23 protein-coding genes and 1 pseudogene are annotated in these 19,605 nt (G+C 59.1%); 12 read left to right on the plus strand and 12 right to left on the minus strand.

From position 1 onward, the window contains the following. Positions 1–206: 206 nt before the first annotated feature. Entirely contained in the window at positions 207–635 is a 429-nt protein-coding gene (locus tag NW855_RS14550) for a hypothetical protein (protein WP_099812202.1), read from the minus strand. Positions 636–753: 118 nt separating this feature from the next. Here NW855_RS14550 and glmU point away from each other — a divergent pair. The 6 genes and pseudogenes from glmU to NW855_RS14580 form a co-directional block, all read left to right on the plus strand. Then, positions 754–2,103 (plus strand): annotated as a pseudogene (gene glmU, locus NW855_RS14555) (bifunctional UDP-N-acetylglucosamine diphosphorylase/glucosamine-1-phosphate N-acetyltransferase GlmU); the annotation flags it as partial. Then, on the plus strand, positions 2,086–2,619 hold the full coding sequence (locus NW855_RS14560) for a PPC domain-containing DNA-binding protein (RefSeq protein ID WP_414509003.1): 534 nt from the start codon (positions 2,086–2,088) through the stop codon (positions 2,617–2,619). The pseudogene glmU and the gene NW855_RS14560, both read left to right, overlap by 18 nt. A 117-nt stretch (positions 2,620–2,736) precedes the next feature. Next, complete coding sequence (locus NW855_RS14565; protein ID WP_011430019.1) at positions 2,737–3,213, plus strand: pentapeptide repeat-containing protein; 477 nt, start codon at positions 2,737–2,739, stop codon at positions 3,211–3,213. A gap of 22 nt (positions 3,214–3,235) precedes the next feature. Continuing rightward, positions 3,236–3,511 (plus strand): lipopolysaccharide assembly protein LapA domain-containing protein, encoded by a 276-nt coding sequence (locus tag NW855_RS14570; RefSeq protein ID WP_011430018.1) that lies wholly within the window; start codon positions 3,236–3,238, stop codon positions 3,509–3,511. Between the two features lie 147 nt (positions 3,512–3,658). Further along, on the plus strand, positions 3,659–4,939 hold the full coding sequence (locus NW855_RS14575; protein WP_414346905.1) for a 4-hydroxy-3-methylbut-2-enyl diphosphate reductase: 1,281 nt from the start codon (positions 3,659–3,661) through the stop codon (positions 4,937–4,939). A 5-nt stretch (positions 4,940–4,944) separates the two neighbouring features. Then, entirely contained in the window at positions 4,945–5,907 is a 963-nt protein-coding gene (locus tag NW855_RS14580) for an AEC family transporter (RefSeq protein WP_414509000.1), read from the plus strand. Here NW855_RS14580 and NW855_RS14585 read toward each other — a convergent pair. Both NW855_RS14585 and NW855_RS14590 read right to left on the minus strand, forming a co-directional pair. Next, positions 5,904–6,098, minus strand: a complete 195-nt coding sequence (locus NW855_RS14585) for a hypothetical protein (protein ID WP_414402376.1) — start codon at positions 6,096–6,098, stop codon at positions 5,904–5,906. The two genes, NW855_RS14580 and NW855_RS14585, sit on opposite strands and share 4 nt — an antisense overlap. Positions 6,099–6,228: 130 nt before the next feature. Continuing rightward, a complete protein-coding gene (locus NW855_RS14590) occupies positions 6,229–7,767 on the minus strand; it encodes a hypothetical protein (RefSeq protein WP_414346907.1) in 1,539 nt (512 codons plus the stop codon). Between the two features lie 93 nt (positions 7,768–7,860). Here NW855_RS14590 and NW855_RS14595 point away from each other — a divergent pair, with 93 nt between their 5' ends. Then, positions 7,861–8,862 carry a YgfZ/GcvT domain-containing protein gene (locus tag NW855_RS14595; RefSeq protein ID WP_414389249.1) on the plus strand — a complete coding sequence of 334 codons (1,002 nt, stop codon included), beginning with the start codon at positions 7,861–7,863 and terminating at the stop codon, positions 8,860–8,862. Positions 8,863–8,877: 15 nt separating this feature from the next. Here the strand turns inward: NW855_RS14595 and NW855_RS14600 are convergent, their stop codons facing one another. The 8 genes from NW855_RS14600 to NW855_RS14635 form a co-directional block, all read right to left on the minus strand. Beyond that, positions 8,878–9,132 (minus strand): HNH endonuclease, encoded by a 255-nt coding sequence (locus tag NW855_RS14600; protein ID WP_414389247.1) that lies wholly within the window; start codon positions 9,130–9,132, stop codon positions 8,878–8,880. Positions 9,133–9,135: 3 nt separating this feature from the next. Beyond that, positions 9,136–9,471, minus strand: coding sequence for a KGK domain-containing protein (locus NW855_RS14605; protein WP_414389245.1), 336 nt, complete (start codon positions 9,469–9,471; stop codon positions 9,136–9,138). A gap of 15 nt (positions 9,472–9,486) precedes the next feature. Further along, positions 9,487–9,864: a KGK domain-containing protein gene (locus NW855_RS14610; protein WP_414509001.1), complete on the minus strand. Its 378-nt coding sequence runs from the start codon at positions 9,862–9,864 to the stop codon at positions 9,487–9,489. Between the two features lie 35 nt (positions 9,865–9,899). Further along, a complete protein-coding gene (locus tag NW855_RS14615) occupies positions 9,900–10,307 on the minus strand; it encodes a KGK domain-containing protein (RefSeq protein WP_414402021.1) in 408 nt (135 codons plus the stop codon). A 44-nt stretch (positions 10,308–10,351) separates the two neighbouring features. Next, entirely contained in the window at positions 10,352–12,877 is a 2,526-nt protein-coding gene (locus tag NW855_RS14620) for a dynamin family protein (protein ID WP_414389239.1), read from the minus strand. Positions 12,878–12,991: 114 nt separating this feature from the next. Beyond that, complete coding sequence (locus NW855_RS14625) at positions 12,992–13,651, minus strand: SDR family oxidoreductase (protein ID WP_099812211.1); 660 nt, start codon at positions 13,649–13,651, stop codon at positions 12,992–12,994. A gap of 244 nt (positions 13,652–13,895) precedes the next feature. Then, the gene (locus tag NW855_RS14630; RefSeq protein ID WP_414402377.1) at positions 13,896–14,465 is read right to left on the minus strand and encodes a CsgG/HfaB family protein; all 570 of its coding nucleotides are present in this window, start codon (positions 14,463–14,465) and stop codon (positions 13,896–13,898) included. Next, complete coding sequence (locus tag NW855_RS14635) at positions 14,462–14,947, minus strand: CsgG/HfaB family protein (RefSeq protein WP_414402378.1); 486 nt, start codon at positions 14,945–14,947, stop codon at positions 14,462–14,464. The genes NW855_RS14630 and NW855_RS14635 overlap by 4 nt, the downstream gene beginning before the upstream one ends. Positions 14,948–15,270: 323 nt before the next feature. On the opposite strand from NW855_RS14635, the gene NW855_RS14640 reads away from it, so the two are divergent. From NW855_RS14640 to NW855_RS14660, 5 genes are all read left to right on the plus strand, one after another. Continuing rightward, positions 15,271–15,453 (plus strand): 50S ribosomal protein L32, encoded by a 183-nt coding sequence (locus NW855_RS14640; protein WP_011430004.1) that lies wholly within the window; start codon positions 15,271–15,273, stop codon positions 15,451–15,453. Between the two features lie 94 nt (positions 15,454–15,547). Beyond that, entirely contained in the window at positions 15,548–15,946 is a 399-nt protein-coding gene (locus NW855_RS14645) for a J domain-containing protein (protein WP_011430003.1), read from the plus strand. 127 nt (positions 15,947–16,073) lie between these two features. Then, positions 16,074–16,337: a DUF3143 domain-containing protein gene (locus NW855_RS14650; RefSeq protein ID WP_041438969.1), complete on the plus strand. Its 264-nt coding sequence runs from the start codon at positions 16,074–16,076 to the stop codon at positions 16,335–16,337. 6 nt (positions 16,338–16,343) lie between these two features. Then, positions 16,344–17,102 carry a hydroxyacylglutathione hydrolase gene (gene gloB, locus NW855_RS14655; protein WP_011430001.1) on the plus strand — a complete coding sequence of 253 codons (759 nt, stop codon included), beginning with the start codon at positions 16,344–16,346 and terminating at the stop codon, positions 17,100–17,102. Between the two features lie 170 nt (positions 17,103–17,272). Further along, positions 17,273–18,331: an EAL domain-containing protein gene (locus NW855_RS14660; RefSeq protein ID WP_414509002.1), complete on the plus strand. Its 1,059-nt coding sequence runs from the start codon at positions 17,273–17,275 to the stop codon at positions 18,329–18,331. On the opposite strand, the gene NW855_RS14665 is transcribed toward NW855_RS14660, so the two are convergent. Further along, positions 18,282–19,472, minus strand: coding sequence for an MFS transporter (locus tag NW855_RS14665; RefSeq protein WP_011429999.1), 1,191 nt, complete (start codon positions 19,470–19,472; stop codon positions 18,282–18,284). The two genes, NW855_RS14660 and NW855_RS14665, sit on opposite strands and share 50 nt — an antisense overlap. Positions 19,473–19,605: the final 133 nt, after the last annotated feature.

Genomic DNA, 19,605 nt, shown 5'->3' on the forward strand with positions numbered 1-19,605 from the left:
AGGACAGCTTCAGCCAGCGCGAAACCGCACTTTTATGGGATTCTGGCGAAGGTCGGTCGGGCCTGTCCCTAGATTATGGGGAAGAACCGCCCACCCCTTCTAAGCATCGCCAGTCGGTTTCTTGGTCTGAGAGTGGGGAGGGTGTCAACGGGCTTGCTGTGGAGGGGGGATAGGTCGGAAATATCTTGGAGCAATCGCAGTCCCACTCACGAGATCTCGCGAAGGTAGCGGCGGCGCTCCTCGTATTCGGCGCGGGTAATCAAGCCCTGCTTCAACTGGATCTCCAACTGCTGCTCGGGATCCCGGACTTCCCGACTTTTCGCACTGGTCCAGTCCAGCTCGATGAGATCTCGATTGAAGCGAAAATCGAAGTCCTCATTGGTCATGGTGAGAAACCACAGCCCTTCCAGCAAACAAAGGGCGCGTACCCCGTAGCCGAGGAGCTGCAACGGGATGGAAGGAACGAACACCATCAGCCCCAGCACCAAGTAGCCCCAGCCCCAGCGCCTGTGGCCCATGTAAAAACGCTGCAGCCCTGGGATCAGCACCCCCAGCACCGCCAGCCAACCGGCCACCTCGCGCACCAGGCGCTGACGTTTCTGAAGGGGGGTATCAGAGCTTTTGCTCTCCGCCATCGTCTGCCCCACCTACACGTGCCACTAGGCTAGCTCAAGTGGCACGCGGCTCTGTCAAGCTACAGTTTGAGCAGGATCCTGCCGCATATACTTTATGGGGGCAGAGTCTGGGGGGAACATGGCAGAACGAGATCTGGCGGTGGCGATCCTGGCGGCGGGCAAGGGCACCCGCATGCGGTCGCAGTTGCCCAAGGTGCTGCACAAGCTGGGATCCCTGTCTTTGATCGAGCGGCTGCTGCGCACGGTGCTGACGTTGAAACCCCAGCGCTGTCTGGTGATTGTGGGGTACGGGCAGGAGCAAGTGCGCCGAGCCCTGCAGGAGTACCCGGTCGAATTTGTGGAGCAGGCGCAGCAATTGGGCACTGGACATGCGGTGCAGCAGCTTCTGCCCGTTCTGGAGGATTTTCAGGGGGATCTGCTGGTGGTCAACGGGGATGTGCCTCTGTTGCGGGCGGAAACCCTGCAGGCGCTGCTGGAGCGCCACCGCCAAGTTCAACCGGATGTGACCTTGCTCTCGGCCCAGGTGGCGGATCCCTACGGCTATGGGCGGGTGTTTTGCGATGCCCAGCAGCGGATCCTGGAGTTGGTGGAAGAGCGAGACTGCACCCCGGCCCAACGGCAAAATCGCCGCATCAACAGCGGGGTGTACTGTTTCCACTGGCCGGCCCTAGCAAGGGTGCTGCCCCGTCTGGGCCGGAACAACGCCCAGCAGGAGTACTACCTCACCGAGGCCGTTAAACTTCTGGACACCGCCATCGCCCTGGACGCCGAGGATGCGCGGGAAATCGTCGGCATTAACGACCGCCGCCAACTGGCCCAAGCCTACCAGATTCTGCAGGATCGCCTCAAGGAAGCCTGGATGGAAGCCGGGGTCACCTTTGTGGATCCCGACAGCGTCAGCCTGGAAGAGACGGTGGAATTGGCCCCCGATGTGGTGATCGAACCCCAAACCCACCTGCGGGGCGTCTGTCGCATTGGGCCGCGCACTCGTCTAGGGCCGGGCAGTTGGATCGAGTCCAGCACCATCGGCTCCGATTGCCACATCCTCTACTCGGTGGTCAGCCACAGCCAGATCGGGGATCGCGTCTGGGTAGGCCCCTACGCCCACGTGCGCCCTCACAGCCAGATCGGCGACGGCTGCCGCATCGGCAACTTTGTGGAAATCAAAAACGCCCAGATCGGATCCCATACCAACGCCGCCCACCTGGCCTACCTGGGCGACGCCAAGCTGGGATCCCAGGTCAACATTGGCGCCGGCACGATCATCGCCAACTACGACGGCCAGCAGAAGCACTTGACCGAAATTGGGGATCGCAGCAAGACAGGCGCCAACTCGGTGCTGGTGGCCCCCCTCAAGGTGGGATCCGATGTCACCATTGCCGCCGGCTCCACCATTCCCGCCCGCTATCCCGTGCCGGACGACTGCCTGGTGATCGCCCGCGCCTACCCGGTGGTCAAGCCGGGCTGGCGACTGGGGAGCGCTGCTGCTGGCCGCCCCCAGCCTCTACCCACGGGATCCCTGCGCGTCTACCCCTTGCGCCTGCTGCCCGGCCAAGACCTAAAGCAGGAATTGGAGCGCTTTGCCCGCCAGCAACCCCTGCAGGCGGGGTTTGTCCTCAGCGCCGTCGGCAGCCTCAGCCAAGCCACCCTGCGCCTGGCCGATCAAACCGAGGATTACCTATTGTCGGAACGCCTGGAGATCCTGGCTTTGAGCGGATCCCTGTGCCCGGACGGAGTCCATCTTCACCTCGCCGTTGCCGATGCCCAGGGCCGAACTTGGGGAGGGCACCTGCGCCCCGGCTGCCTCATCTACACCACCGCCGAGATCGTCCTCGCCGACAGCCTGGAGTACCGCTTCTCCCGCCAGCCGGATCCGGCCACCGGCTACTTGGAGCTGCACATTGAAAAGGTGGCAGAAGCAACCCCGCCCTCTCCCCAGAGGGCAGATGGGACAGGGGTGGGGATCCCTTCTTGCCCGCCGTGAGCCGCAAGCGGCTGTAGATGGACGGTATAATGGCCAACATTTAGCATTGAGTCATTAGCACCTCGTTTGGCAATCAAGGGTTGCTGAAATAAACTCGGCAATTGGGGGTACGCGGCCATGCCCCGAGTGACCACTGCAGAGGAGCTGCTGGCAGAATATGCCGCCGGCGAGCGCAACTTTCAAGAATCCAACCTGGTGGGCGTGGATCTGGTGCGCGCCACCCTGCAGGGGGCGAATCTGAGAGGGGCCAACCTTTCCTTTGGCAAGCTGAGTGGAATTAACTTGCAGGAGGCCGATCTGCGGGGGGCCGATCTCAGCTCCGCCAACCTGATGGGGGCCAACCTGCGCGGGGCCAACCTTTGGGAAGCCAACTTGATCGGCGCCGATCTCAGCTTTGCCGATTTGCGGGAAGCCAACTTGCACGGGGCCTACCTTTGGGAAGCCAAGCTAACCCGCGCCCAACTGCAGGGATCCGACCTGAGCGGGGCAAAAATAGGCGGAGCAGTGCTGACGGGCGCTGACCTGAGCGGCGCCATCCTGCCCGATGGCACAGTGCAGCCCTGGGCTGCTCCGTCGGCCAGCAAGGCAGAATAGAACTGTTGCGACGGGATCCCTCATGCTGCTGCTGTTCAACCTGGCCTTGACACTGCTGCTGGCTTTGGGAGTGGCAGTCCTGGCCGGACAAAACCCCACCCCCCTGACCGTCCATTTTTTAATTTGGCGCTCGGTGGAGCTGCCCTTGGGATTGCTCATCGCCGTGGCCATCGGCCTGGGCCTGTTGACGGCGGGGCTGGGCTCTTTGCTTTGGCCGGGGCGCAGCTTCTCCCTGACTGCCCGTCAGCTCCAGGAACGGCTGCAGCAACTGGAAAGGCAAGATCAGCCGCTGCCTTAGCCGCCCTGGCTCTTGCCGATCGAGTCTGGGATCCCTTCAGATTTTTGTGGGCTGTCCTGCCGCCGGAGTGACCCACGCACTCAAGACAGGGCGTAAGCTGAGAGAGGATCCCTTTGCTGTTAGCGGTGCACAGCCCGAGTGACAACCATGCCTCATTCCCAACCCTCTTCCCCGGCTAGCTCCCCCCAGGATCCGCGCGCCCTGCGCAAGGCCCTGCGCAGCTCCAGCAACTACTTTGCCAAAGGGTTTGAAGAGCACAAGGATCAGGCCCAACGGGAGCTGCAAACCACCTACAAAAGCCCCCTGGTGGAGCAGATCCGCGCCCAGTCCTACTGCTATCGGCAGGGGGATATCACCATCCATCTGGCCAAGGCCTTTGGCTTCTGCTGGGGGGTGGAACGGGCGGTGGAATATGCCTACGAAGCGCGGCGCCGCTTTCCGGATCGCCAGATCTGGATCACCAACGAGATCATCCACAACCCCCTGGTCAACCGCCACCTGCAGGAGATGGGGATCCGCTTTGTGGAGAAAGGCCCGGACGGCAAGAAAGACTTTTCCCAGATCCGGCCTGAGGACGTGGTGATCTGGCCTGCCTTCGGGGCAAGTGTCTCAGAAATGGAGTTTTTCCGGTCGCAGGGCAACGAGATCGTCGATACCACCTGCCCCTGGGTATCCCGTGTCTGGAACCAGGTGGACAAGCACCGCGCCGCTCAATTCACCTCTGTGATCCACGGCAAGTACAACCACGAAGAAACCGTGGCCACCAGCTCCTTTGCCCAAAAATATCTGGTGGTGCTGAACCTGGAAGAGGCGGAATGGGTCGCCCGCTACATTTTGCACGGCGGAGATGCGGCAGAATTTCGGCGCCGCTTCGGCAAGGCCACATCTCCCGGCTTCGATCCGGATCGGGATCTGGAGCGGATCGGCATCGCCAACCAGACCACGATGCTGGAAGGGGAAACGCGCGCCATTGCCAAGCTGTTTGAGACCACCATGCTGCGCAAATATGGCCCCCAGGAGCTGGACAAGCACTTCATGAGCTTCAACACCATCTGTAACGCCACCCAAGAGCGGCAGGACGCCATGTTTGAGCTGCTGGAGCGGCCTTTGGATGTCGTGGTGGTCATTGGCGGGTTCAATTCCTCCAACACGACCCACCTACAGGAAATTGCCCTCTCGAAAGGGCTGCCCTCTTACCATATTGACGGCCCCGACTGCATCCAACCGCCCAACCGCATCCGCCACAAGCCCCTCCACCAAGACCCAATCGTTACAGAAGGGTGGCTGCCCGACGGGCCAGTGCAGATTGGTATTACCTCCGGTGCCTCCACCCCCGACCGCGTCGTGGAGGAGGTGATCCTGCGCATCTTTGCCCTGCGCGAACAGCCGCAGACCCCTCCGCAGGGATCCCTTCCCCTTGGCTTCTAGAAGGCGTGCTCACCACTCTTTTTCAGGTCTACCTCCCCCTGCTGGGCTGGACGCTGCTGGGGTTTGTCCTGCAGAGAGGGCTACCTCCCCCCTGGCGCCATTGGCTAAATCCCCAAGCGCTGGGCCGCTTCATGTTTTGGGTGGGGGTTCCCCTGGGCACCCTTGGGTTTATGCAGACGGCGGACCTCTCTGGCCAGCTCTGGGCGGCCCCTTTGGTCTGCTGGCTGGCCACAGGGCTAGGGTATGCCCTGGCCAGTGCCTGGCTGCAGTGGCAGCACCACACCTGGCAGGGGAAGAAAGAGTGGGATCCCTGGCTTTGGAGCAGAGCCCGGCGAGGCAGCTTTTACCTGACAGCCACCCTGGGAAATACGGGTTATTTGGGCTACCCCATCTGCTTAGCAGTGGGCGGGAGCGCCTACTTTGGCTGGGCTTTGTTTTACGACCTGTTGGGCACCCTCTTGACCGCCTACGGTCTGGGAGTCTGGGTTGCCAGCCGCTACAGCGCTTCCTTCACCCCTCCCTGGCAAGCCACGCTCCGCGTCCTAAGCAGTCCCACTCTCTGGTCTTTCTTTGTCGGCCTGGCAATGGCTCGCCACCCTCTCCCAGAATGGCTGGCCCAAGGGCTGACTGCCTTTGCCTGGAGCACGATTCCCTTGAGCTTAATCCTTTTGGGCATACGGCTAGCCCAGGTGCCGCACTGGGGATCCCTTCGCCCCGCCGCCGTGGCCCTCTTCATCAAAATTGTTGTCCTGCCCCTTTTGGTGGGCCTGGGGTTAGCCTTGACCCCCTATCCCCCCTTGGCCAAGCTGGTGTTGGTCTTGCAGACGGGTATGCCCCCTGCCGTTGCCACCCTGGTGCTTGCGGAAGAATACGACTTGGATCGCGAGCTAACGGCGACAACTCTAGCCGTAGGCTACGTGGCAGCCTTGCTGACTTTGCCGTTCTGGTTGCTGCTGTGGGGATCCTAGTAGGCCAAGTGTGACAAAGCCTGCTCCAGGTAACGATGCACTAGGCGATCCAACTCAGCCTCCTCCTTGGGCAACTCCTGCCCCTGCAGCCATCCCTGGAAGCCTGAGCTTTCCACGATGGCCTGCCGCAACGACTTCCAAACCGCTTGGGCGCGCCGTTCTGTATCGGGGCTGAGAGCAGGACTGGTCATGGTTTCTGAAGAGGAAGCTGAGAGCAGACTGAACTCAGGATAGCCCGGATCCCTGTTGGCTTTAGCTCTCTAGGATACAAATCTGCCTATCTCTCTCCCTGAGGGAGAGGGGCTGGGGGCAAGGGGATCCCTAAACGAACAATTGGCTGCGCTGCTGGATGCGCAGGGCTGGCCCCAAGGCATTGAGGAGGGCAACGCCATAGCTGCGGGCAACGATGCGGCTATCCAAAATCGCCACCCAGCGGGTGGGCAAGCCGGAGGCTTCACCTGCTTCTGCGCCTTGTCGCAGAGGTGCAACAGCCCGCTGCAATTGGCTGGCCGCCACTGGCAAGAGGTATTGGCGGAACCAGTCCTGTTGGGTGCGCTGCAGATACTGCACCCGTCCGGCCACCCTTGGATCCTCCATCGAGGGAAAGGGCAAGGTGGCAATGGCCAGCAGTTCCGGACAGGGCAGGCTGGCCTTGTGCTGCAGCCAGTAGGGCCAGTCGCAGACCAAAATGCCCTTTTCTCCGGGAAATAGGCTGTTTACCCGCACCCGCGAGCCAAATTCGGCAGCCAAAGCAGCCCCCACCTGTACCTGCAGAGGTTGATCCGACACCAGCACCACCACAAAGCCCTGCACCTGCGGGATCAGGCTCCTTAGCTCCTGCAACAGGTGCTCCCGGAAGAGGGGGCTGTTGGGCAAGGGCAGCCGCGGCAAGTAGAGGGAAAGGCTCGGCAAGGGCTCCCCGCCGGAACGGATCCAATCCTCGCCTGAGCTGAAGCGCAAGGGCGTCAGATCTGGCAAGCCCAGGCGCCAACGATAGGCCTCCGCCTGCCGATCCAGGTCCAGGGCCTCGCCGATGATCACTACCGGCTGAGTGGCCCAGATGGGCGCCAGCCACTCGTGTAGAGCCGCCGGGCTGTGGTAAAGGGTGAGGCGACCGGTCTCGCGGTCAGTTTCCGCCCACCAAACCCAGCGGGAAGCGGGATCCCCCTCGGCGCAGAGCCGCTGGCGGAGCTGATCCCAAGGATCCGGCAGCCAGCCGGCGTAGCTCACCACCAAAGACAGCGCTGCCTCCAGGTGAGCCTGTTCATCTGCCTGCAGGAGGCAGCGAGAAAGCGGTCGCCGCAAAAGCTGCAGGGCTAAATTCACCTGGGCCTGGGAAAGCCGCTCCGCCTCGGCAGGGAAGATCTGCCGCAGTTGCTGCCAGTGACTGGCTTCCAGGGTGACCGTCAGCGCCTGGTAGGCCCACTCTTCCAGGTCTTCGGCTCCGTCCAGGATGAGAGGGATCCCAGTCGGCATCTCTGCTCCCCTCAAGCGAGCCCGCAGCCAGTCCAGGGGATCCACCAGCAGCAACCCCTGAAAATCGGGATCCGGCCAACGGTCTTTTTGCAGGACGGGCTTGTGCAACTGCAGGGTCTGCCGGAGCCAAGGGATCTCTTCTCCCAAGATTTGCGCCTGCACGGACACTGTGGCACAGAGCAACGTGGCACTCGGCCACATCAACGCCGGCAGCAGATAGCTGAGGCGGTGCTGGCCCCCGGCGGGCACCTGAATCAAGGTGCTGCGACCCAACCGCAATCCCCGTGCCACCATGCGGGCCATTGTCAACTGATGGGGCCACACGGCTTCGGGAGACTGCCGCAAAAGCTGTCGCAACTGTTGGTGAACCTCAACCTCGATCACAGTCAGTACGCCAAGGATCTGCCACAGGCGCTAGGGTGAACTAGCCTATTCTAGGGTAGGGAAGAAAACCAAAGAGCACCCCTGGGGTGAGCGATGTCTGCTATTTCTGCTGTTCACACCACCTTGACCGCGCAAGAGCAAGCCGCGCAGAGGGGATCCCTGCTCTTGGATCGCTCCGAGTGGGGCCGCCTGCGCCTGCAGGGATCCCCTGGCTTGGACTACTTGCACAGCCAGAGTACTCAGGATCTCAAGGCTCTCAAGCCCGGCCAGGGGGCAGATACGGTATTTGTCACCCCCACAGCAGGGATCCTAGATCTGGCCACGGTCTACGTGGAAGAGGAGGCCTGCTGGATTTGGACTTCGCCGCAGCGGCGCAGCCTGCTGATGCAGAGCCTGGGGCGTATGTTGCCCTTTGTGCGCGGGGCCCAGCTAGCCGATGTGACCGGGCAGACCTTTGCCTTTGGGCTAATTGGCCCCCAGAGCCAGGCCCTTTTGGAGAAGGGGGTGGCTGCAGAAGGGATCCCGACAAAACTGTATGAGCACCGCCAGGTAGAGATCCAGGGGATCCCCGTCCATTTGGCCTGCGGCAGCGGCCTCGCCCAGCCAGGATTTACCCTCTGGGGGGCTAGCGAACACAAAGCTGCCCTTGTCGACTATCTGATCCAAGCTGGAGCAGAGCTGGCCTCACCTGAACTTTGGGAAGCCCTGCGCCTAGAGGCCGGTCGCCCTGCCGCCGACCGCGAGCTGACCCCCGACTACAACCCTTTGGAAGCCGGCCTGTGGCATGCCATTTCCCTCTCCAAAGGGTGCTACATCGGCCAGGAAGTCTTGGCCAAGCAGGTAACCTACCGGCGCATCCGCCAAACCCTCTGGGGGATCTGCCTCCAGGGCGAGGCCCAGCCCGGTGCCGACATCGTGCGGCAAGGGGAGAAGATCGGCGTGTTAACCAGCGCTGGCCTCACCTCCCAGGGCCACGTGGGCCTGGGCTATGTGCGCACCAAATTCGCGCCCGCCGAAGGATGGGAGGTGGAGGTTGGTTCAACAACCGGCCTCCTCACCCGCCCGCCCTTTTTGAGCTTTCCGCCCGTTGTTTGAGGAGATCTCAGCTCCCTAGAGATCGAAATGGCGGCGAAAGCGGGGATCCCACCTGTCCTTTTTGCGCTGATTACAGACTTTGCACAGGGTTTGCAAGTTGCTGATGTCGTTGCTGCCGCCCTGGGCAAGGGGGATGATGTGATCAACCTGAAGCTGCACCTCGGGGGGCGATTTGCCACAACTGCGGCAGCGGAAGCCATCCCTTTGGAAGACATACTCCCGCACAGATGGTGGGATCGGGATCCTCTCGCCAGGTTTTTTCTCTTTCATCCACTACTCACCTGTATTGCGAAAACTATCTAGTTCGGAGTCTCGAGATGGGCTATCGGGAGTAAACTCGAGACAAACTTTAAGGGATATCTTGCCCTCAGCCCAATCCTTTCTAGGCTGTAAGATTCGGGATTTTACTCCCTCTACTAAAGCTCTAATTTCTACGTGAACCTTTTTTGAGCGAAGGTAGCCATTTGTTCGTGCGATATCTGCAAGGAAGTAATCAATAATTGCACTGTGCAAAACGCTGGGAAGATAGATTTGGTTGCCAATCGCAACGGCAGTTTCTTTGTCATCTGCTTTGAGAAGTATCGAGTCGAACACAGCCTTGTTTCCCATTGCTCACAGACTTCGCTAGCCAGTATCTTCTCGAAAGGGATCCAGAGGAGATTCACTGCTTGCTGATCCTGGATCTTCTGGCTCAAACTCAACTGCTGCTACCAGCTTTACCCTAACTCTGCCATCAACCCATGGCAAGCCAGGACGTAAAAGTTTAGCAGGAACCCCTCTCGCATCAGTTATTTTGCCCAAATTGACCGAGCTATAGTCAACTGAAATGTTTCTGTCTCTAAGTTTATTATATAAACGAGATCCAAAGTCATCATAAGCACTTTCCAAGCAAGCTTTGGTAAATTCTTGTGAGTAGATCAGGCGTCCTCCTACATCAATAACAGTATTTGGAAAAGTATCTATCTGGACAAAGCGCTCTTGAGGTTGCTCCTCGCCTGACACTGCCCCGGCCTCCTAATGCATTCCGCCAGCTTAAGCTATTCCTCGTCTGTGCGAAGATCGTCCAGAAGAGATCCATCGCTACTCTCTGAGCCCGTATACTCTGGCTCAAACTCTACGGTGATCCGCAACCTTACCCTGCCCTTCTCCCACTCCTTCTTACCCGGCACCAGGAGCTGACAGGCAAGGCCCTGATCAAACCACTTCGCTTCTTGCAGTAGCTTTTCTTCAGGCCGGGGAGCAAGAAGGCTGCTAGCAATATTAAGCAAGTTTTCGGGTGGAAGGATCCCTGAGGATCTCAAGGCCGCAATAAACAGGCGATTGAGCTCTTCTTTTTTAGGTAAATCCTCTTGGGCTGCTTTGACCAGGCTGGCAACCTTGAAAGTTTTCTCCCCTATAGAGAGGATCCCTTCTGAGTGTTGCTGCAAGGGCATGGACTTAGACAAGAAAACCTCACCCCCCTTCAAATAGTAAGGAGAAACAAGCCGCTCTACTTTAGGTCGTCAAGTATGCTGTCCAGCTCAGGGAAAATCTTGCCTAAGTCAGAGACCTCATCACTTGGCCCGCTTTTGCTGGCTGGCTGCTCGGGAGAACTTGCTGAGGTGTCGGCTGATTCGCCGGTCAAAGAAGGCTTAGGTAGAGAAATCAAGGGCAAAAGTTCGCGACCTAAGCCCATAGCCTGTAAGCATAGGTTGATCCCAGAAACAGCTTGGTTGTAGCTATCGATCTTTGCTTCTAGATCCCTTAGACGCTGTTGATTTAAGGCAATTCTTTCTTCTGCTTCTTTCCTAAGCGTCGCCTCCATAAATTGCTTTGCTTCGGGATACTTTTGCAGAATTTCGTTAGCCACTTCCTTAGCAACGGGCAAGAGCTGAGTCTTGAGGGTATTGTTGGTTTCTTGCCGGAAGTTAGAGCGTATTGTCTGGACGACTTTGGGCTCAAAGTCAAGCTTGAGCAATTGCCGGATCCCGGGCTCGGCATCTCGAATAGCCGAAATATCGTAGGACTGAGACGTTTGCTTCAGAACTTCCCGGAACTGATAGATTGAGAAAGTACCCTCATCATAGAAACGAGGACTTTCTCTTAGATACCGATCGCACTCCTTGCGAGCACCGCTGACTAATGCAGTGCGAACTTTTTCCCTAACCTCTAGTAGTTTCTTCTCTAGGTCACCGTCGGATCCCAGTAGGCGAAACAACTGCTTGTAGTAGTCTGCACTGCGTACACGATCGATAAGCCGGCGAAAGGAGTTCTCTACAACTGTGGTGGCAGACTCGACCAGTATATCCTCTAGATGGTTTGACAGGTAGTAAAGGGCTTCAACCAGGACAGCCAAAAAGGGAGCTGTGGAGTTACGGTGGTGGATGCAGACAGCTTGGCTATAGGCATTGTCTACTGAAAATGTGTCCAGAAGCTCATCCAGCCTGCGCACCATCTTGGCCTGCAGCTTTCGAAAGTCAGACTCAAACTCTTTATCTGTTCCGTCAATAATCTCGTTGACCATAGTTTGAATATGTTCGTCGAACTCTTGACCAATTTTATTCAACTGCTGGTTAATGAGCATTAACTCATGGGCAATCATGCTGTCAACTTCTCTCGGCTGGCTATCCAAGTCTCCATAAAGATCTATATAGGACTTTCTGAGCTCAATACACAGAGGCTGCAGGTCATCGGCAAGAGCTATAAACAACTGCGGTCGCTTTTCTTCCGTCAGATAGCGAGTAATCCCACTGCGGAATTCTTCTATGCCGCTATCCTTGATCATGTACTCAACTAGGGGCATGCCCCACTCGTTTAGAATTCGAATGTAGTTATCGATAGGAGTCTCATAGCCATGCACGGAAGGGCGGAAGGGGGATCCAACAAGTCTTCCTGAAGAGCTGCAGTACTTAACAAACTCGCTAATAAACTGAGGTGTTTGCTCTCTGCCACCCAGCTCCTTTATACTTTCCGAAAAGATGGTATCGAGGCCAAACCTCGTTTCTCGAGTCGTTGCCTTGATCTGCGAGCCGTAGAAGCCCAGCAGGGCGCTGGTTTTAAATAGGCGGGCTTGGCGAAACTGTTGGTCAATGATAGCCTCTAATCTCTGCCTTAGCTGGGAGTTGTACCAAGTTTCATCAATGCGGTTGAACACGTAAAAAACTCGATCCCGAATGCTGTCGCTGCTCTGGATGTGCTCAATGAGTTCTGTTTCTTCTTTAGTCAGCTCACCCGTAGTAGCACACTTGAGGACGCAGACAACTGCGGAAGTGTTTGGATCGGCAATTTTTTGATAGGTGCGCTCGGCGTCCGCTTTAACCGGAGCATCGATTCCAGGGGTATCGACAATAACGTTTCCGTCTTCTAATAGAGGATGATGGCAGTAGTACTCGATCTTCCGCAGAACTGCACTATTGGCACCGCGCCGGGCAAAACTGGCCGCTTCTCTTAGGTTGCCAAGGTTAAGCTGTTCCATCGAGAAGACTCTGTTTTCGGTTGGGTGAATTCTGGCGCGGTTTTGCTGGAAACCTTCAATTAACAAGCGCAGCGCATCTGCTTGCTTTGCCCGTTCCGACTTGCTTTTGCCGCCCTCTTGGTGAACAATGGCCTCAGCCTGCTCTTTTAGGCGATTGAGTGTGGCTTCCTCTAGGTTGTTGCCACTGGGCAGGGCTAAGCCCAAGCGAGTGCAGAAGGCAGCCATCTGTTCCTGTACCTGGTGCTCGCTGAGGAAGGTGAGTACTACCCTCTCGGCGGCAGGCTCTGCATAGGAGATGTAGCACTCTGTCCCTGTGGCGTGTCCTTCGGCGCTGTAGAGAAGCTCCCTTTCTAGCAAAGCGTTGATCAACATCGACTTGCCGGCGCTAAAAGCACCGGCGAAGACAATCTCAAAGGTTGGGGAAATAGCCTTGCTCAGCGAAGCTTGAATTCGGGTTGTATCTTGCTTTCCTGAAAGGGTGGGATCCTGCTGCCAGAGGTTTAGAATCGTTTCAACGTGCTCCCGTAAGTTTTCGCACTGAGGCAAGAGTTGCACAGCCATCTCAGGGATCTCCGCTAGGGCTGGGGAGATTATAACGCCCTCAGCCCTAAGGGGAAGGTTCTCATGCTACTTTTCTTCAGATAAGGCACCCTTTGATGGCTAACAGCACAGAACCTAGCTTGCCAGGGCAAAGAGGTCGCTCCACTCGCGGTTGGGAACGCCGGGCTTGGCGATGATCTCGAAGATGCGGTTTTTCGCTGCCGGTTGAAACAAGCTTTCGACAGCTACCTGGGCAACTTTGATGCGAGGGACGCTGCCCTCAAAGAGGGTATCGGCCTTGGAGAGGACAATGCCATCTTCGTTGTCCTGGTTTTTCAGGCCCCCTGGCCGAATGATGGTGTAGGTGAGGCCGCTTTTTTGCAAGTATTCTTCGGCTTGCTTTTTCCACACCAAGATCAGCCAAAACAAGTTGAGAGGATGGAACAACTGAGACACGCACAGAGAAGAAATCAAAACAAAGTGTTGGATCCCTTTGGCCTTGGCTACATCCACTAAGTTCTTGGTGCCTTGGTAGTCCACTCGGTAGGGCAGAAAGGGATCCCAACTGGGCCTAGCGCCAGTAGCGCAGAGCACCACCGTGCATCCTTCCATGCCGGCTTCCAGCGTGGCCGGATCCAGCACATCTCCCACCACCACTTCTGCTTCGGGGGGCAGAACCCGAGCGGCCAACTCGCGGCTGCGCACCAGCGCCCGTACCGGGATGCCGCGGCCCACCAACTCTTGGACAATGCGCCGCCCTGTTTCTCCTGTAGCCCCTGCAACAAAAGCCTTCATCCTCTCCCCCTGCCAAACTGCTTAATGTGACGGTGGCGGTTCCAGGTTCCATGCTGGCCTTGCTAAGACCATTATCTTCCCAAAATCCGCCCAGGCAGGGATCCTGTCCATGCGACAGGGGTAGTCGCGGCAACCGCGGGCGCCAGCTTCGATCCCGGCAGCCGGCCAGCTCCAAAACATCCTCCGCTCCACCGCCGGGTAGACCTGCGGTTCAAAGGGAAGGGATCTTGAAAGTCTTGAAGCTTTATTGAATAGGTTTGGCCACATCCCCCACCTTAAAGCCAGAGCTGCTGAGAATGCGGCCCACACTGGATCCCTGATCCACCTCTGTCAGTTGGATCTGGCCAGCGGGCTCAGTCAATTTGCGCAGGACTGCCCCCGTGGCCGGATCTTTAACCTCGCGAACGACGCGCTCCACAGACAGGATCAATCCCACGCGGTAGCCGTCGCTGCTGCCCTTGTTCAAGATCACCTGGTTACCATAGACATCCGCCACCAAGGCATCGACGGTCGGCAAAGAGCGGGGCTGGGCCGCTAAGCGACTGGCAAAACCGGCCAACTGCTGGGCAATTTGCTCCACCGCCTGTTGGCTGGCCAAAACCAGCAGCTTTTCTTCGTTGCTGGTGGCCGATCCCCCGCCAAAGTCGGCAACCGTGACGGTGCTATCCGACTGGCTGACGTTGCCCCGGCCCTCGACCACGGCCAAGATCTCCGCCGTGCTGGTGCTCACCAGGCGGGCATTGAGCTGCACGTTGGCATCAGCATCCACCACCTCGGCCCCCACCGCCAGCGGGAAGCTGCCGAAGGGGGTCAAGACCCGCGCTCACCCCCAGAACGGCGCACCGACACATCGAACTGGGTAACACTGCCGAGGATCACAGCATCGACCCCGAGGATCCGGCCCACCTGAGCGGCGGTGTTGGCATCTAAGCGCCCCGATAGCCCCAAGTTCTGCTCGGCCAAGATCGCGTCCAGCCGCGAGGGCTCGATAACCGAAAAGGTGCCATCTCTCACCAGCCGATCCACCAGCAGATCGCTCACCCCCCGGGATGCCTCGCGCAGGCTGTAGGAATTGCTGAGGCTGCTGAAATCAAAATCCAAAACCGCAACGCGCGGGCGAGTGGTGGGTTGAGGCGCTTGTCCTACCTGGCTGGGGGCAGAGAGATTGCAGCGAAGGTCTTGGGGAAACTTCTGGCACAGCTCCGGATTGGTGGATTGGGCAGCCACCGGGATCCCCATCCAACCCAAGCTCAGCAGCGGGATCCCGAACAGCAGAATGGAAGAGAGGCTGCGCATGGTTGAGCGATCTCCTAGATCGAAGAGGTGGCCACAGTCCATTCTCAGCTTGCACCCAAAAGCGGGGCGGTGACCGGCATCACCTGGGCGCCTGTTCCCAGAAGATGTCCTATACTCTACCGATTCCAAGGCCATTGGGAGAAGGGATTGAGAAGGTTGGCACAGAGGAGTTGACAGATCTCAACAGTTAAGACTGAGCAGAGATGCTCGCCCTTTGTGAGTTGCCGGAAAAAGCTTGACCCGCTTTATTGGGCCGGGTTTAGATTGGGATCGAGCGTGCAAACTCAGTGTTAGCCTAGTAAAGCTGTGTTTTTGTACAAGCTATGCCTGTTCCTAAGAAGAAAACCTCCAAAGCCCGCAGTCGCAGGCGGTATGCGGTTTGGCTGGGCAAAGCCAAGCTTCAGGCCCAGCGGGCGATGACCATTGGGCGCGCCATCCTCAGCGGTCGCAACACCGGCTTCTACTACCCCAAAGCCAAGTCGGAAGAAGAGGAGGGAGAAGAATAGGGATCCCCATAGCCGGAAGAGTGGTTTACATTGGGGTCAGGCTCTCTTGAGAGCTGTTCTGCTACCTCCCAGTCTTGGCTGTTCAGCGACTTGCATGCGCTCGTTGACCTCTCTTACCTACTACCAGCGGCTGGGCTTGTCTCCAGGGGCCTCTCCTGAGGACATTCGGCGGGCCTACCGGCAGTTGAGCAAACGCTACCATCCCGACACTTCTCCTCTGGCGCCAGAGGTGGCGATTCGTTGCTTCCAAGAACTCCAGGAAGCCTACCTTGTCCTCAGCAACCCGGCAAAACGGGCCATCTACGATGCCAGCCTGCGGGCGGTGACGGCCAACATGGGATCCCCCGGTGCTGATTCTCTGGAGCTGCGCATGGAAACCCGGCCTCTCTCGGCGGGCGAGCTCTGCGCCCTGCTGCTGATGGGCTCCACCTTCGTGGCGTGTTTGGTGTTGGCGGTTGCTTTGGCCTGGCTACGGGAGGGTGGGGTGGGCTGACCAACTCCGGTTGCTTGTGGATGAGGTTAAGACAAAGCGCTCAGGGCTTCCCATTGATAAGGTGCTTGAATGGAATAGGTTGTTAACTTTTGTTTTGTTCGACGGCTTCTCTGCGCGCCATCTCGCCATGCCTTTGCCTCCTGCAACTACGCCTCTCTACAATCACCCGCTCCACGCCATCGAACGCTGGCTGGAGGATCAGGGCTGCACCCGTGACCCGCAGGATGTGGAGCAGTGGTTTTGCGAGCGGCCCGGCTGGAAAGCCTGCCTGCGCCTGGAGGAGACCAGCATTTGGGTGCGCTATACCTATCCTGATGGCAACACCAAAACTCTGTCTTTTCCCTATTCGCTAAGCCGCCAGGATGTAGAGCAGGCCATTTTTGAGGACTAGCCGGCTATGCGCATTCTGCAACTGCCTGCCCTGCGCGACAACTACATCTATCTGCTGCACGATCCCGAGACGGCCACGGCAGCAGTGGTGGATCCGACAGTGGCCGAGCCGGTGCTGGATAAACTGGCTGAGCTAGGGGCGGAGCTGGTGGCCATCTTCAACACCCACCACCACCACGACCATGTGGGGGGCAACCTGCAACTTTTGGCCCGCTACCCCCGTGCCGTCGTCTACGGCAGCCAGGCGGATCGGGGACGGATCCCGGGCCAGACGGTGGAGCTGCAGGCGGGAGAGACGGTGGCATTTGCGGGCCGGCAGGCGAAGGTGCTGTTTGTGCCCGGCCATACGCGGGGACATGTTGCCTACTACTTTCCCGAAAGCGGGGATCTCTTCTGCGGCGATACCCTGTTTGCCGGGGGATGCGGGCGCCTCTTTGAGGGCACCCCGGAGCAGATGCTGGGATCCCTGGATCAACTGCGGCAGTTGCCGGAAGCCACGCGGGTCTGGTGTGCCCACGAATACACCTTGAACAATCTCAAGTTTGCCCTGACGGTGGATGGGGACAACCCCGACTTGCAGGCGCGCTACCAACAGGTGGTGGCCCTGCGCCAGGCGGGATCCCCAACTGTCCCCAGCACCATCGGCGAAGAGCGCCGCACCAATCCTTTTTTGCGCTGGGATCAGCCGGCTTTGCGGGCGGCTACGGGCGCTCAAGATCCGGTGCGGGTTTTTGCCCGGCTGCGGGGTATGAAGGATCAATTCTAAGGCTGGCCGGAACGCGAACGGGGCCGAGTTGTGATTGGGATCCTGTCCTGACGCTGGGGATTCCCAGTTTGCTTTCCGTAAGATTGGCTTCTTTTTTCGGGAAGGCGGGACATACTGCTAAGTAAGATAGGTAACCTCGGTGGGCCTGCATGGCTACTCCCTAAGCCCCCATGTCTTGTCTTGACTGCCCAGCTCTGCCCACCTTTTTGCAGGAGGCAGGGCGTTTGTTTCTCTGGCTGCCCACTCCTCATACCCACCGGAAAATCTGGCAGGCCCTGGAGGCCAAGACAGAGGTTCCCGTTCAACTTTTGGAAGACCTTGGCCTAGTTGTTGCCATTGCCCAGGGGGCCCTCAAGAAGACCCTGGAGACAATGGCCGAGGTTCTCTCCCAAGAAGAGATGCAGGCCAGCCGCGCCTTGTTTTTGCCTGGGGATAGGGATCCCTGCTGGCAAGATTGCGCCCGGGTGGAGTCGTTGCTGCAGTTGTTCCACCGCACCCAAGCCGAGCTGTTGTTGGAATTGTTGAAGGAAAACCGCCTCACCACCTATTTCCAGCCCATTGTCCGGGCGCGGGATCCCGCTTGGGTGGTGGGCCACGAAGCGCTGGTGCGGGGGTTGGACAGAGAGGGCAAGGTCATTGGCCCGGACTTGCTTTTTGCCACGGCCCGCGAAGCCGGGTTGCTCTATCACCTGGACTTGGCTGCCCGCCGCACGGCCATTGCTGCCGCCACCCAGCACCGCCTCGAGGGGGATCTGTTCATCAACTTCAGCCCCACGGCCATTTACGACCCAGCCTTTTGCCTGCGCTCTACTGTCTGGGCCATCAGCCGCGCCGGGATCCCGCCAGAACGGGTGGTGTTTGAGGTCAATGAATCCGACCGCAGCCCCGATTTGGATCATTTGCAGCGGATTTTGCGGTTTTACCGGCAGGCGGGCTTTCGGGTGGCGCTGGATGACCTGGGCGCCGGCTACGGATCCCTAAACCTGTTGCACCGGTTGCAGCCAGATGTCATCAAGCTGGATAGGGAGCTCATTCGCGGCGTAGATGGGGATCCCTACAAGGCGGTGATTGCCCAAAAGGTGCTGGAGCTGGGGATCGTCACCCTGGCCGAAGGGATCGAGACGGCAGAGGAGCTGCAGTGGGTGCGCGACCACGGGGTGGACCTGGTGCAGGGCTTTTTCATCGCCCGGCCCCAGCCTGTTCCCCCAGGATTAGGATCCATAGGATAGCTGCCCCCACGGCTTGAGCGGCTACTGAGAAGATGACCAAAGCTGGGAGGAAGAGATCGTAGAGCACCCCCATCAGGGCGCTGCCCAAAAACCAGGCCAGGCCGTAGAGGCTGGTAAACAGCCCAAAGGCAAAGCCCCTCGCCTGGGGAGCCACCATGCCGGCTACTGCCGCCTTCATGACCGATTCCTGAGCCCCCAAGCCAATCCCCCAGAGCACTATGCCCACCACCGCCAGCCCGTAGCTGCCGGAAAAGGCCAGCGGCGCAAAACCGGCAGACAGGACCACTGCCCCCAGCAGGCTCCCCAGCCGGATGCGGTCAAACAGCCAGCCACAGCCCAAGGCCGCCAAGGCATCCACCCCCATGGCCAGGGCGTAGAGCAAGGGGATCCCTGCCTCCTCGCTCCCCGACTGTCGTTGCAGATGGAAAGCAATGAGGGGAAAGTCGGCAAACCCCACGGCCACACAGGCCGCTGCTATGAGATAGAGCCAAAAGACCCTGGAAAAGCCTTGTGCTGGAGCGGTTTCCGGCTCCGGCTCAAAGTCGCGCGGGGTGGGATAGAGCCATCGGGCCAGCCCCAGCACCCCCAGCCCCAGGGCCGCCGGGATCCCCAAGGCCAAGAATCCACCCCGGAACCCGTAGCCGGCGGCAACCATCCCTGCCACCAGCAGCGGCCCCCCCACCGCCCCGATTTGATCCAAGGTCTCGTGCAGGCCAAACCCAATGCCCTGGCCCACCTGCAGAGCCGCATGGGAGAGCAACACATCCCGCGGCGGGGTGCGGATCCCTTTGCCCAGGCGCTCGGCCAGCAAAAGCAAAGCGGCCCAAGGCCAACTGTCCACCCAGGCCAAAGCGGGGATCGCCGCCGTGTTGACAACATAGCCCAGGGTGGTGAGCTGCCAGTGCCCTCGACTGGGCCGAGAGGGATCCCTACTGAGCCGGTCGCTCCAGTAGCCCACGCCCAGGCGCAGCCCATAGGCCAACAATTCTCCCCCGCCGGCCACCAGCCCCACCACCGTGCCGCTGGCCCCCAGGGATCCCAAAAAAGCTCCGGAGATGCTGCGGGCCCCCTCGTAGGTGGCGTCAGCGCAGAGGCTGACGATCCCGAGGAGGAAGATAAAGCGCCAAGCAGAATCGGACATAGCCAGCTCCTGAGGACGGGCAATCCAACTGGGGATCGGGACTATGGCTGGGGCTGAGGAGCGTGATGGAATACAGCTTGTTAAGGGCTCAAGGGGTACAATAGCAGCACTTAGCAAACCAACTTCGGAAGGA

Source organism: Synechococcus sp. RC10B2 (assembly GCF_047502635.1).

What these genes read in the sequence shown, in the direction of transcription:
- NW855_RS14550 (WP_099812202.1), bottom strand. Translation starts at nt 635, where the DNA reads ATGGCGGAGAGCAAAAGCTCTGATACCCCCCTTCAGAAACGTCAGCGC.
- NW855_RS14565 (WP_011430019.1), top strand. Translation starts at nt 2,737, where the DNA reads ATGCCCCGAGTGACCACTGCAGAGGAGCTGCTGGCAGAATATGCCGCC.
- NW855_RS14570 (WP_011430018.1), top strand. Translation starts at nt 3,236, where the DNA reads ATGCTGCTGCTGTTCAACCTGGCCTTGACACTGCTGCTGGCTTTGGGA.
- NW855_RS14575 (WP_414346905.1), top strand. Translation starts at nt 3,659, where the DNA reads ATGCCTCATTCCCAACCCTCTTCCCCGGCTAGCTCCCCCCAGGATCCG.
- NW855_RS14585 (WP_414402376.1), bottom strand. Translation starts at nt 6,098, where the DNA reads ATGACCAGTCCTGCTCTCAGCCCCGATACAGAACGGCGCGCCCAAGCG.
- NW855_RS14595 (WP_414389249.1), top strand. Translation starts at nt 7,861, where the DNA reads ATGTCTGCTATTTCTGCTGTTCACACCACCTTGACCGCGCAAGAGCAA.
- NW855_RS14600 (WP_414389247.1), bottom strand. Translation starts at nt 9,132, where the DNA reads ATGAAAGAGAAAAAACCTGGCGAGAGGATCCCGATCCCACCATCTGTG.
- NW855_RS14605 (WP_414389245.1), bottom strand. Translation starts at nt 9,471, where the DNA reads ATGGGAAACAAGGCTGTGTTCGACTCGATACTTCTCAAAGCAGATGAC.
- NW855_RS14620 (WP_414389239.1), bottom strand. Translation starts at nt 12,877, where the DNA reads ATGGCTGTGCAACTCTTGCCTCAGTGCGAAAACTTACGGGAGCACGTT.
- NW855_RS14625 (WP_099812211.1), bottom strand. Translation starts at nt 13,651, where the DNA reads ATGAAGGCTTTTGTTGCAGGGGCTACAGGAGAAACAGGGCGGCGCATT.
- NW855_RS14635 (WP_414402378.1), bottom strand. Translation starts at nt 14,947, where the DNA reads ATGCGCAGCCTCTCTTCCATTCTGCTGTTCGGGATCCCGCTGCTGAGC.
- NW855_RS14640 (WP_011430004.1), top strand. Translation starts at nt 15,271, where the DNA reads ATGCCTGTTCCTAAGAAGAAAACCTCCAAAGCCCGCAGTCGCAGGCGG.
- NW855_RS14645 (WP_011430003.1), top strand. Translation starts at nt 15,548, where the DNA reads ATGCGCTCGTTGACCTCTCTTACCTACTACCAGCGGCTGGGCTTGTCT.
- NW855_RS14650 (WP_041438969.1), top strand. Translation starts at nt 16,074, where the DNA reads ATGCCTTTGCCTCCTGCAACTACGCCTCTCTACAATCACCCGCTCCAC.
- gloB (WP_011430001.1), top strand. Translation starts at nt 16,344, where the DNA reads ATGCGCATTCTGCAACTGCCTGCCCTGCGCGACAACTACATCTATCTG.
- NW855_RS14660 (WP_414509002.1), top strand. Translation starts at nt 17,273, where the DNA reads ATGTCTTGTCTTGACTGCCCAGCTCTGCCCACCTTTTTGCAGGAGGCA.
- NW855_RS14665 (WP_011429999.1), bottom strand. Translation starts at nt 19,472, where the DNA reads ATGTCCGATTCTGCTTGGCGCTTTATCTTCCTCCTCGGGATCGTCAGC.